Here is a 12,740-nt window from a genome sequence, read left to right as displayed (position 1 = left end):
TTCTTATACACTTCAACTAATATTTTTATTGAATTTTAGTCAAAGAGACCAATGACACCTCAAACAACCTTACGTTAAAATGTAAAAAAAAATAACATCTATTGTAATATTCAAAAAATGTACGACGAAGGGAGAACACATGACACAAACAGCGGCAAAAAGTAAGCAAAAACCTTTTTATAAAGGTCTTTTCTTTCAAATTATGATGGCAATTGTACTTGGCATAGCTATAGGATATCTATGGCCAAGCTTTGGAAATGCTGTGAAACCGATTGGAGACGGTTTTATTAAGCTCATCAAAATGCTGATTGCTCCTCTTATTTTCGGAGTAGTCGTTGTCGGAATTGCCAAGGTTGGAAACATTAAAACAGTTGGGCGTATCGGCGGAAAAACCATTCTTTACTTCGAAATCGTCACAACATTCGCTCTACTTATTGGTCTATTAGTAGCAAACGTAATGAATCCCGGCGCCGGTATGAATGTTGATCCTTCAAACCTAAGCACAAGCGAGGTGGACGCGAAGACAAACGGCTCCGAACTTCCAAGTGAAGGTGATTTTTTTCTTAATATGATTCCAGACAGTGCAGTTGGTGCTTTTTCAAACAACTCCATGCTTCAAGTGCTTTTAATTTCTTGTTTGTTCGGCATCGCGCTTGTCCATATAGGTGGAAAAACAGCGGAGACCCTTCTACACGTATTAGAAAAAGTAAATGATGTGTTATTCAAAATTATGGGATACATCATGAAGTTAACGGCTCTTGCTACGTTTAGCGCCATGGCATTTGCAGTTAGCCAGTACGGCCTTGGAACACTTGCTGCATTTGGAAAGCTATTTATCGCTATGACAATTGCTTGTCTAGCATTTGTTCTTGTTTTAGCTGTTATTTTACGAATCTATTTAAGATTAAGTTTGTGGAAAGTCATTCTATATATACGAGAAGAAATTATGCTGGCATTTGCTACAGGTTCCACTGAAGCCGTTATGCCGCAGCTCATGGATAAATTCGAACAAGCAGGATGCAACAAAGCAGTCGTTGGCCTTGTTGTTCCTACGGGCTATTCGTTTAATCTAGACGGTGCTTCTATCTACCTGTCTCTTGCTCTCGTCTTTTTAGCACAAGCAACAGGCGTAGACTTAAGCCTGACAGATCAGCTTTTAATGCTTGGCGTCCTTCTTCTTACGTCTAAAGGAATGGCTGGCATTCCAGGATCAGCTTTTGTTGCTCTCTCTGCTACCGCAGCAGCAACCGGATCCATTCCGGTAGCTGCCGTTGCTCTGATGCTCGCTCCTGATCGCTTTATGGGTAATTACCGGACCACAGTTAATATTATTGGTTATGCAGTAGCTGCTTTTATTATCGCACGATGGGAAAATTTATTAGACCTACAAAAAGCAAATGATGTGCTGGACGGAAAAATTGCGTATCAGCCCAAAAATGCTGAAATTTCTCTCCCAGAGAGTATTCCGGCAGCCAATGAAAAAGCATTTTAATAAAAAAATTTCCTGGCCGAGACAAGGCTATTTTGCTTGTTTTTCGGGCAGGAATTTAATTGTTACATGAAAGGCCTTTTGCTGAAACTTATTTTCTTCCAGTATTTTATATACCATTTGTTTAATCGTTTCTTGCGTTTTGACATCAGATGAAACGGAAGGCTCCATATACACATCCAGCTCTACTCTGTCTTTTGAGTAAAGGGAAGAATTCACGCCCCTTGATTCATAGCCTGCTTCCGTTAACCCTCTGCTGATTTTATGCCAAATATCCAGTTTGTCCATTTGTTTAATAACAGGCTTTGCTTCTTCATACACTTGTGCTTGCTGAGTCTTGAAAACTTCTTCTTTTTTAGTAAAGACTGCATACCCTGAACCTACTACTAAAAACGTCATAATAGCAAATGCTCGCATTCGTTTCATTCTCTCACCTCATTTAGAGATATAGATTATAAATATGCGAATAATTGCTGCAGTATGACGGCTTGTATCTCTACTTCTTTTCCACTAGACTCAGCAGTCGTTTAGAACCGGCTTGCACTTCTTCTATCATACTGTCAAACAGCTCTTGCACCGTTGGAATACTATCAATCAGTCCAACGACTTGGCCTGCCCATCCATAGCCCTCATCGATTTTATTTTCATAAATATACCGGCAGTTTGCCCCTCCGCTAATGACGTCTTTTAACTCTTCGTACCTCTCTCCTTGCTGCTCACGCTCAATAATGTCAAGAGTGTAGTGGGACTTCAATACGCGTCCAGGTGCTCCGAACGAACGTTTAATAACCACAGTATCGGTTTCTTTTGCTTCTACAATAGCTTGTTTATACGCATCGTGGGCATCTACACATTCTTTTGTCGCGATAAAACGTGTCCCCATTTCAATCCCTTCAGCTCCTAATGATAACGCTGCCAATAATCCTTGTCCGTTTCCAATTCCTCCGCTTGCAAGGACCGGAATTGACACAGCCGCAGCTACTCGGGGAATTAACACCATTGTGCCCAGATCCTCACGCCCAATATGTCCTCCTGCTTCTTGTCCCACTGCCATGACGGCATCTGCTCCTAACTTCTCAGCTTTTTGAGCTTGGCGCACGTTGGCTACCAGCACGAGCGTTTTAATTCCCGTTCCTCTTAATCTCTCAAAAATAGGTGCGGGATTTGCTCCTGTTATGGAAATAACCGGAACGTCTTCTTCTACTGCTACATCGAGAAGTTCTTTATAAGAACCTTCTGTTTGACCTCCAACAGCAAAATTAACGCCAAAAGGACGCTCAGTTAAAGAACGTACTTTCTTAATTTCAGCTCGAAGTTTCTCAGGTGTTCGGAGCGTCATAGCTGTAATTTGTCCAAGTCCTCCTGCATTTGAGACCGCAGCAGCAAGTTCTGCGTACGCTAAATACGCTAGACCTCCTTGTACAATCGGATATTGAATTCCTAATAAATCTGTTACCCGTGTTTTCATCTATGTATCCCCTCTCCTTTTATTTTCTTATTTATGAATACTTATTCATAATCATAACAAGAAAATAACGGATTTCCTACGAAAAAATTCCAACATTTCTGTTTGCGTGAACTTTTGATAGGGTACACATTTTGTAATGATTATGAATTGAAGGTCAAGGAGGAAGACAGGTATGACAAAAAAGCACCCTGTAAATGAAAAAAGCAAGCAAGAACAGCTCGAGCAGTTTAAAACAGATGATCGAAACCAAGCGCTCACAACCAATCAAGGGTTAAAGCTTTCCGAAGATGAATTTTCTTTAAAAGCAGGCGAACGTGGTCCAACCCTGATGGAAGACTTTCATTTCCGTGAAAAAATGACGCATTTTGACCACGAGCGCATTCCTGAACGCATCGTTCATGCACGCGGCTTCGCTGCTCACGGAGAATTTGAACTGTATGACTCTCTCAGTGAATATACAAAAGCTAAATTTTTGCAGAATCCGTCTGTAAAAACACCTGTATTTGTCCGTTTCTCTACTGTAGCAGGTTCTAAAGGTTCAGCTGAAACGGTTCGCGACGCACGTGGTTTTGCAACAAAATTTTATACAGAAGAAGGAAACTATGACTTAGTCGGAAATAACATTCCCGTGTTCTTTATCCAAGATGCGATTAAATTCCCGGATTTAATTCACGCTGTTAAGCCTGAGCCACACAACGAAATGCCGCAGGCGGCTTCAGCACATGATACGTTTTGGGATTTTGTCGCCAATAACCAAGAGTCTGCTCACATGGTCATGTGGTCAATGTCAGACCGCGCAATCCCTCGCAGCTTGCGTATGATGGAAGGCTTCGGCGTACATACTTTTCGCTTAGTTAATTCAGAAGGAAAAGCTCATTTTGTCAAATTCCACTGGAAGCCTGTGCTCGGAACGCATTCCCTTGTTTGGGACGAAGCTCAAACAATTTCTGGGAAAGACCCGGATTTTCATCGCCGCGATTTATGGGAGTCAATTGAAAACGGAGACTATCCTGAATATGAGCTAGGCCTACAAATCATAGCTGAGGAAGATGAATTTAAGTTCGACTTTGACATTCTCGATCCAACTAAGCTTTGGCCCGAAGAAGACATTCCCGTCAAATTGGTTGGAAAAATGACCTTAAATCGAAATGTAGACAACGTATTTGCCGAAACGGAACAAGTCGCATTCCATCCGGGGCATGTAGTACCGGGAATTGATTTTTCCAACGATCCTCTCTTACAAGGAAGATTGTTTTCATACACGGATACTCAGCTTATTCGTCTTGGCGGCCCTAATTTCCATGAACTTCCAATCAATCGTTCAGTATGCCCGTTCCATAACAATCAACGCGACGGTTACGGACGTCAAACAATTAACAAAGGACCTGTCAGCTATCACAGAAACTCTCTTGCAGCCAATACGCCGGCTCCTGTCCCAGAGTCAGAAGGCGGTTATGCTCACTATCAAGAAAAAGTGGAAGGAAGAAAAGTTCGAAGTCGAAGCGAAAGTTTTAAAGACCACTTTTCACAGGCAACGCTATTTTGGAATAGCATGAGCGACCCTGAAAAAGAGCATATTATCAGTGCTTTCAGCTTTGAGCTTGGAAAAGTGAAAAGCAAGTCTGTTCAGCAGCAGGTCGTTGATATGTTTGCCAACGTCAGTACAGTGTTAGCTAAACAAGTAGCACAAGCGATTGGCGCGACGCCTCCATCAGGAGAAGACGCGCCGGTGACCAAGTCATCGCCTGCTCTTAGTCAGGAACAGACGATTAAAAAGCCGAATACGCGTAAAGTAGCTGTCATTGTAGCTAACGACTTTAGCAGTGACCTACCACAGGTGTTAAACAGTTTAAAACAACAGGGCATTCAGCCTGAAATTGTCGGCACAACCCTCCAAAACGTAAAAGGAACAGACGGGTCAGAACTTGAAGTACAGCACACGTTCTTAACAAGTGATTCTGTCTTATTCGATGCGGTTTATGTTGTCGGAAGTTCGTCAGCTGATGAGAAGTTTCGTAAAGAAGCACTGACGTTTGCTCAAGAAGCATTCGAGCATTTTAAACCAATTGGCGCCACGGCTGAAGGTGTTAAGTGGCTAAAAGCTGCTGGCTTAGATAGTAGCCCAGGTGTCGTAACTGGAGAAACTACACGCTTTACAGATGAATTTATTGAAGCTATTTCAGCTCACCGCCACTGGAATCGTCACGTTATATAAATACAAAAGCCTTTGAAATCAATGATTTCAAAGGCTTTTTTGATTAAACTGATTTTCTAAATGCCATGACGTGCAAATCTTTGACCGGATAAAAATCGTTATCTGGGAAGCGGACGTAACCTCTTTTAGTGTAAAGCTTAATGGCATGTTCCATTGAATGATCTGTATGTAAACCTAAATAAGAACACCCTAGCTCCCGAGATTTTTTTTCACACGCTTCAAGAAGCGCATTGGCGACTCCTTTTCGGCGATGCGACGGAGCAACTGCCAGCAGACGAATTTCAGCCCATGGAAATGGCTTTAACAACCCTCCATATACATCCGTATTTGGGGGATAAAACAACACGCTTCCTACCATTTCTCCATCGATTTCAGCTACCATGCACTCAAATTTCTTTTCTTCACTCAGGGTATGTAAAATTCCCTTTCGATATCTTTTCCAGTGTGCTTCTGATTTTACAGCTGCATATTGCTCATAAGCAGCAAGCGTCACTGTTTCAATAGATGATGTTTCTTCTTCTCTAGCTTTTCGAACGATCAATTTTTTCTCCTCCATTTACCTTCTTCGTTAATTCTTATTGTCTATGGTGAAGAATGTTTATGCAACTCATTTGCATCTCAAAGCAGCTTCCTTTGCATATATTTAATCCGAGCATTATAGTTTCTGAAGCAGTCTTTGTGCTGAAACTCTGCTTGTCTTCATATACATATAAAGAGATTCATAGACAAGGATGAGACAGCATGTACAAAAAATTGATTGCAATTGGAATTGGCAGTGTGTTTGTTAGTATCGGGATTAACGTTTTTATTCTTCCGCTTCAGCTTGTAACAGGAGGCATTACGGGAATTAGCTTAATCATTAATTATTTACTTGGTTATAAAGTAGGCGTGATGATTTTTTGCTTAAACTTGCCGATTTATCTTCTCGCCCTAGGCTTTAACCGCTCTTATTTTTTAAATGCTATCTATGGCATGGTTCTCTCAGCCGTTATGATTGATTTGCTGTTTCCGCTTCACGGGATTTTTCACCTTCCCATTATCTTAAGCGCTTGCCTTGGAGGTGTTTTTAACGGAATCGGAACCGGCATCATGCTCCGGCAGCACGCAAGTCAAGGCGGGGTCGATTTATTTTCTCTGATACTTGCGAAATGGTTATCTTTAAACCCCGGCATCATCATTTTAGTGATTGACGCATCTATTATTATTTCAGGTATTTTACTGCTTCAAAACGATACAGCTATTTATTCATTATTCATTGTTGTATGCTCCGGTATAGTCACCAGTTTGATTACATCATTCAAACGCATTATCGTCTATGTATAAGGAAAAATCCTCGAGACAGGCGTCTCGAGGATTTTCTTTATTTGTCATTTAAGAATTCTTGCAGCGCTTCTTTATTTTTATCTAAATCAATATCAAGCACCATACCAACGCCGCTATACGTTTTGTTTTCAAATGATCCGTCTAACGGCAGTCGCAGGCTTTGAACATCTTTCATGTTTCCTGTTACCACATCTTTAGCCAGAAGCATCATGCTTTTTGTATCTAAATTTGTATCGATGTAAGGATCCATTACGCCGAGAAGCTTTGGTATTTTAAACACGCTATTTAGGCTTGCTACTTCATTTTTAAGCTTTAAAACGACTTCTTGCTGGCGCTGAACGCGTCCAAAATCACTCATGTTATCATGGCGAAAACGTACGTAGCCAAGCAGCTGTTCACCGTGTAAAACTTGGGTACCTTTGTGAAGCGTCATACCAATTCCCGAAGACATATCGTGAGGCACGGTTACTTCAATGCCATCAGGCGCAATCGTATCTACAATTTTTGAAAATCCTTCGAAGTCCACAACTGCATAATAGTTAATATCAATATCAAAATTTTGTTTGATCGTTTGGCGCAGCAGCTCAGGACCTCCGAACGCGTAAGCAGCATTCAGCTTTTGCTTGCCGTGTCCTGGAATATCCACATACATATCCCTCATAAGGGAAACAATTTTCGGGTGTTTGCTTTTAGAATCGTAGTGAGCAATTAAAATAGAGTCTGTACGAGAATGCTTTTCCCCGCGCGAGTCACTTCCTAACAGCAGCATATTTACTTCGCCGTTATTCGGGAGACTGCCTTGAAACTGTTCAAATGTCGTGCCGTCATCCGCATATTTACCATCGCTTGCCATCGATAGCCCTTGCTTATATTGGAAATAGCTGTATATGCCTCCAACGATAATAAAAAGGAACAACAAAGCAAAGAACACTCTGCCCCATCGAACTCTTCTTCTTCTTTTGCGTCTTGTTCGCTCCACGTTTCTGTCACCAGCTTTCTTTTCAATGAAGTTCTCATAAAACAAGCAAGTAGCTAAGCTTTTAAAAAGCTCCTCTACTTGCTTGTTTGGATTGTATGGTGTGAAAGCTTACATTACTTTTCTGTTTCTTGGTCTTTTCCATACATGTATTTTGATGGATCGACCGGTTTAAAGTCATCTAATTTATTAAATCGTAATAAATCACCGTATAACACTTTATCAGAAAGTTCTAGCTCTCTTCCAACTTTCTTTTTATAAGCTTTCGCTTCGTCTGTTGCTGTGATTCTTTCTCCTGTGTTTGTATCGTAATACTTGCCGTCAACTGACGTGTATTTCGGAGAAACATAATCACCGTTTCTAAATGCTACTACCTGATCATGGTCTTTTGATAATAAATCTGTACCGAATTGAACATACTCTTTACTATCAATTCCCACTAAGTGAAGAAGCGTAGGTACTACGTCAATTTCACCGCCGTACGTATGGTTCACTCCACCTTTTACACCTGGCACGTGGAGGAAGAACGGTACGCGTTGAAGCTGAGCGTTTTTATATGGCGTAATTTTCTCGCCAAGAACTTTTTCCATCGCTTTGTTATGATTTTCAGAAATACCGTAGTGGTCACCGTAAATCATAATAACTGAGTTATCATATAAGCCTGAAGCTTTTAGCTCTGTAAAGAATTCTTGCAGTGATTCATCCAAATAACGAGCCGTTTGGAAATAACGGTCTACCGTTCCATCTCCTGTGTTTGCCGGCTCAATGCTAGCATCGCCTTTATCAAGAACGAATGGGAAATGGTTTGTTAATGTAATCATATGCGCATAGAACGGCTGCTTCAATGACTGCAGCATTGGCATCGATTCTTTGAAGAATGGCTTATCTTTTAATCCATAGTTTACTTTGTTATCACCAGTCATATTGTAATAACTTGCGTCAAAGAATTTATCCACACCGAACTGTTTGTAAATTTCATTACGGTTCCAGAACGTTTTATAATCTCCGTGTAACACAGCACTTGTATAGCCGCCCTCTTGATCTAAGATCGCTGGTGCTGCTTGGTACGTGTTGCGGCCTTTTAAGCTAAATGCTGATCCTTGAGGCAAGCCATATAATGACGTATCCATCATAAGCTCTGCATCAGCCGTTTTACCTTGTCCTGTTTGATGGAAGAAGTTATCAAAATACATAAATTCATTTCCATTTGCTAATGAATTTAAAAACGGCGTTACTTCTTGTCCGTTTAACTTGTAATTAATTAGGAATGACTGAAATGATTCTAGATGAATTTTAATAATGTTTTTTCCTTTTGCTTTACCGGCATACTCAATGTTTGGAGCTGCATAGTGACTTGTACTGAAGTTTTTTACTGTTGTTAAGTCATCACTGCTTGCGAATGCTCGCTGCTTTGAGTTTTGAAACGTTTGAACTGCATCATACACCGTATAGTTGTATGCTCCTAAATATTTCACTAGGTAGTTGCGGTCAAATGTTCTTGTTAATAATTCAGGGCGATCTTTTTCAGCATAGTGCAAGTTAATTGCAAATGCGATAGCTCCTGCCGCTAACACCATGAACGTATAGCGGAATTTAAGACGTGCTTTTGGCCATTCGATTTTTCTAACAAACAATAGCGCAATCAGTAAAATGATATCTACAAAATATAGAATATCATGCGCTTTTAGTAAATCAGCGATACTGCCTCCTAAATGACCCACATTGCTTGTTTGCGTTAAAGTAGGCAATGTAACGAAGTCATTGAAAAAACGATAATATAAAATATTGCTGTACAAAATGACCGTCATAATTGTGCTAAGGATAAGCGTCCAAACGATGGCTCTTTTTCCTTTTGCAAACAATGCTAACCCTAAAAAGATCAAAGTTGAACTAATTGGATTAATAAACAATAACGTTTTTTGCATTGAGTCACTTATATCTAAGTTGAACTCCACTTTGTAAGACATGTAAGACTTGATCCACATGAATAAAACCGCTATAAAAAAGTAAAACAACGGCTTTGAAAATAGTTTTTTCATTTTCAAATTCCTTTCACTAAAAAGTAGAGATTTCATGTTCAGCTAACCTCAGGAAAGTCCCCTACATTAAATCGTAACGGTTACGTCCTGCAAAAGATTACCTGAAAATGATTCAATTTGTCAAACAATATCATCTTCATCTCTTTTTTTAGTCATCTACAAAATTTACATTTTCAACTGGCAATCTCTTATTTTTTTATCGTGATGGTATTATTACACAATTGTTAATTTGTAAATTTTGTTCTCCCTATATTGCATACATATTAATTTACCACATTTCTGCTCTGCAATAAAAGTATTTTTATTTTATTAGGCATAATATTTCACTTGCTGAATGAAAAGGTACTATTGTACTGGACGGTATTCTTCGCTTACTGTTAGGACTAGTAAAAATAGACTTGTCTATTCTTAGTTTTCGTCTTCATCAACAGCTATGCGGTCTCCCTGTGCAAAGGGCTGTGAAATAACAAGAAACTCAATCTCTTCGCTCGAACGATTCATCATTTGATGAGGAATGGACGGAAGCACTTCTACTCCTTCATGTGCTTTTACATCATAAATAGTTCCGTCTACTTCTAGAGCAGCTGTTCCTTTTAGCACAAAGAAAAATTGATGCGCTCTCGTGTGATAATGCCTTACCTCTTTCGTATGAGGGGGCATGCGCTCATGAATAATACTTACGTCTTTATTTTTCACTAGATGCCACCCATCGCATTTCCCTCCCCACGCGTAGTGTTCTGCGTTTTGCTTACTGACTTTCATGACTAGCTCCCCTTTTTCTAATAAATGAAGACCTGCAGATGAAATTGAAATTCTATGTGATCTTTTTAATCTTGCTATGTGGAAATATTTTTTTAGCTGAAGGTTTTGGCTTCAAAGTAAAAAGCATTCCTAAAAAAATCAAAACAATGCCTGCAAACTGAAAAAGCGTCGGCCGAAATCCCGTAAACGCTGTATCTAATAAAATGGCAACGGCCGGGTCTAAAAATACCAGAACTGAAATTACCTGAGTTTTTAAGTAACGCAGGCTGTCGAAAAACAAATAATACACTAAACCAGTATGTACAAAGCCTGTTACTAAAATAGCTGTCCAGTTGGCCGCTGTTAGGAAATGAAAATCACTAAAATGAACAAACGGCAATAATAGAAAAATCCCTACAAAAGTCTGAAGGAATGTAACAGCATAAGCACTCGTATGAATAATTCCTTTGCCAAGCAGCGTCGTGCATGCATAAAACAAAGCGGCTAAAAGCGCCCACAGTATTCCTGACGACATGAAGCCATCAGTCGTAAGTTCCTTCACCCCAATAATCAGAAGTGTTCCTACAAAACAAATGATGATAGACATCACGCCAAGAACCGTTAATTTCTCCTTAAAGATAAAGCTTCCCAGAAGCAATACTAAAACGGGGGCAAGATGATAAATAGAGATAGCTACCGTAACGGACATCATTTCAAATGCTTTAAATAGAAATACCCAGTTAAACACAAGAAATATTCCGCACAGTAAAATCTGCTTTATTTCTTTGGCATTCCATTTTTCCCTTTTATACTCACCCGTTACAAACCAGCACATTCCGAGAAAAAGCGTTGCACAAATGCAGCGGACAAATACTAAATCAAAAGAAGGCAGTCCAGTTTGTGTGGAGAAAAAGCCAATTGAACCAAAAATACTCATTGAAACCATCATTTTTATCATTGGGCCTGCTTTCATTTTTTCACCTCATTTCCAGAAAACTATTACTATTCAAACACAAAAAAGTCCATTTGTAAATTAATGGCTCAAAAGCGATATTCCATAAAAAAGCGCAAAGACATGGGGTTCAGTCCCATCGTCTTTGCGCTTTTCTGTCTTTCTTTTAATCTTCAACCGGGAACCAGCCTGGCGTGTTAATAACAGCTTGCCAGAGCGGGTCAGGAATCACAAGCTTTTCCTGATCTTTTTTGCTTAATGTTGTCACAATTTCATTTTCGCGGCCTTCTTTGACTTTTTGAACCCAGTCTGGATCCATAATTAATTCGCGGCCAATCGCAAGCAGTGGAATGCCCGTTTCAAGAGCCGCTGCTGCTTCGTCTGCTGTATGAATAGAACCTACGCCCATCACAGGCACGCGGCTTCCTACTCGCTCTTGAATAATTTCAATACGTGAACGAGTATCTTCCACGCCGCGGCGCGGTTTTGACCAGAATTCCATTAGCGATACATGAAGGTAATCAAGGTCTTTCTCTGCTAGTGCATCAACTAATTTCAACGTATCAGCCATTGTAATTCCAGGCGTTTCAGGCTCTTCTGGCGAGAAGCGATAGCCTACTAAAAATGGCTCTTTTGCATGTTTAGAAACGGCTTGTTTTACTTCGTCTACGATTGCTAGCGGGAATGTTAAGCGTTTTTCTACGCTGCCACCCCATTTATCTTCGCGGCGATTAGAATGCGGAGAAAAGAACTGCTGAATTAAATAGTTATTTGCTCCATGGATTTCAACTCCGTCAAATCCTGCTTCAATAGCACGGCGCGTCATCTCACCAAAATCATGAATAATGCCTTCGATTTCTTCATTTGTTAACTCTCGAGGCACCGGTGCTCCTTCTTGTTCTGCGGCAACAGCACTTGCGCTAACAACCTCTCCATTTGGAACAAGCTCAGGCGGACACATGCGGCCTCCGTGGAAAATTTGAAGAACTGCTCTTGCTCCTTGATTTTTAATTGCTGTTGCTAAACGGCTCAGGCTAGGAATCATTTCATCGCTGTCTGCAGCAAACTCTCCGTGAAATCCTTTGCCGTTCGGCGTTCCGTATGTACATGCTGTAATGACCATGCTAACACCTTTTGAACGTCGTACATAGTAGTCTATTTCTGCATTTGATACTGTTCCATCTTCATTTGATGAAAAATTTGTCATAGGCGCAAGAATAACGCGGTTATCTAATTTGATGCCATTTAAAAAAGTAAATGGCTGTAAAAGCGGCTCATACTTTTTATTTGTCATTTTATTTCCCTCCAAAAATGATACGGTCAAAAATAGTGGCATATTATAGGTAGAAACTGTTTCCCTTCCTATAATATTAATATGTGTCATTTAAAACTGTAACTTTAAAATATACTGTGATTTTAATCTGTACAGTTTATACTGTCAATAAATTTGACTTTTGCTCCTTCTACTAAAAAATGACGATATTTATAAATTTTACATGGATTTGGATTAATTTTCATTCGAGCTCAAATCATTAGT

11 protein-coding genes are annotated in these 12,740 nt (G+C 40.0%); 3 read left to right on the top strand and 8 right to left on the bottom strand.

What is annotated here, in order from left to right; genetic code table 11:
• The first annotated feature begins 139 nt into the window (after nucleotides 1–139).
• Nucleotides 140–1,492: a cation:dicarboxylate symporter family transporter gene (locus tag ACOZIR_RS04860; RefSeq protein ID WP_340141788.1), complete on the top strand. Its 1,353-nt coding sequence runs from the start codon at nucleotides 140–142 to the stop codon at nucleotides 1,490–1,492.
• Between the two features lie 27 nt (nucleotides 1,493–1,519).
• Here ACOZIR_RS04860 and ACOZIR_RS04855 read toward each other — a convergent pair whose 3' ends face one another.
• Together ACOZIR_RS04855 and ACOZIR_RS04850 are read right to left on the bottom strand one after the other, a co-directional pair.
• Entirely contained in the window at nucleotides 1,520–1,915 is a 396-nt protein-coding gene (locus ACOZIR_RS04855) for a hypothetical protein (RefSeq protein WP_340141787.1), read from the bottom strand.
• Nucleotides 1,916–1,985: 70 nt separating this feature from the next.
• A complete protein-coding gene (locus ACOZIR_RS04850; protein ID WP_340141786.1) occupies nucleotides 1,986–2,957 on the bottom strand; it encodes a nitronate monooxygenase family protein in 972 nt (323 codons plus the stop codon).
• A gap of 172 nt (nucleotides 2,958–3,129) precedes the next feature.
• Between ACOZIR_RS04850 and ACOZIR_RS04845 the strand changes: the two genes are divergently transcribed.
• Entirely contained in the window at nucleotides 3,130–5,172 is a 2,043-nt protein-coding gene (locus ACOZIR_RS04845; protein WP_340141785.1) for a catalase, read from the top strand.
• A gap of 43 nt (nucleotides 5,173–5,215) precedes the next feature.
• On the opposite strand, the gene ACOZIR_RS04840 is transcribed toward ACOZIR_RS04845, so the two are convergent.
• On the bottom strand, nucleotides 5,216–5,713 hold the full coding sequence (locus tag ACOZIR_RS04840; RefSeq protein ID WP_421535520.1) for a GNAT family N-acetyltransferase: 498 nt from the start codon (nucleotides 5,711–5,713) through the stop codon (nucleotides 5,216–5,218).
• Between the two features lie 200 nt (nucleotides 5,714–5,913).
• Between ACOZIR_RS04840 and ACOZIR_RS04835 the strand changes: the two genes are divergently transcribed.
• A complete protein-coding gene (locus ACOZIR_RS04835; RefSeq protein ID WP_013058630.1) occupies nucleotides 5,914–6,495 on the top strand; it encodes a YitT family protein in 582 nt (193 codons plus the stop codon).
• A 37-nt stretch (nucleotides 6,496–6,532) separates the two neighbouring features.
• Here the strand turns inward: ACOZIR_RS04835 and ACOZIR_RS04830 are convergent, their stop codons facing one another.
• From ACOZIR_RS04830 to ACOZIR_RS04810, 5 genes are all read right to left on the bottom strand, one after another.
• Nucleotides 6,533–7,501 (bottom strand): LCP family protein, encoded by a 969-nt coding sequence (locus tag ACOZIR_RS04830; protein WP_340142125.1) that lies wholly within the window; start codon nucleotides 7,499–7,501, stop codon nucleotides 6,533–6,535.
• 86 nt (nucleotides 7,502–7,587) lie between these two features.
• Nucleotides 7,588–9,510: an LTA synthase family protein gene (locus tag ACOZIR_RS04825; protein WP_340141784.1), complete on the bottom strand. Its 1,923-nt coding sequence runs from the start codon at nucleotides 9,508–9,510 to the stop codon at nucleotides 7,588–7,590.
• A 408-nt stretch (nucleotides 9,511–9,918) separates the two neighbouring features.
• Entirely contained in the window at nucleotides 9,919–10,272 is a 354-nt protein-coding gene (locus ACOZIR_RS04820; protein WP_411305219.1) for a cupin domain-containing protein, read from the bottom strand.
• A gap of 52 nt (nucleotides 10,273–10,324) precedes the next feature.
• On the bottom strand, nucleotides 10,325–11,224 hold the full coding sequence (locus ACOZIR_RS04815) for a DMT family transporter (RefSeq protein WP_310878492.1): 900 nt from the start codon (nucleotides 11,222–11,224) through the stop codon (nucleotides 10,325–10,327).
• A 145-nt stretch (nucleotides 11,225–11,369) separates the two neighbouring features.
• Nucleotides 11,370–12,497 carry an NADH-dependent flavin oxidoreductase gene (locus ACOZIR_RS04810; protein ID WP_421535519.1) on the bottom strand — a complete coding sequence of 376 codons (1,128 nt, stop codon included), beginning with the start codon at nucleotides 12,495–12,497 and terminating at the stop codon, nucleotides 11,370–11,372.
• Nucleotides 12,498–12,740: the final 243 nt, after the last annotated feature.

Origin of the sequence: Priestia sp. D3YE.R1 (genome assembly GCF_049199565.1) — a bacterium.
In the GTDB taxonomy this organism is placed as follows: Bacteria; Bacillota; Bacilli; order Bacillales; family Bacillaceae_H; genus Priestia; species Priestia aryabhattai.
This window is presented reverse-complemented; position numbering and strand designations above follow the sequence as displayed.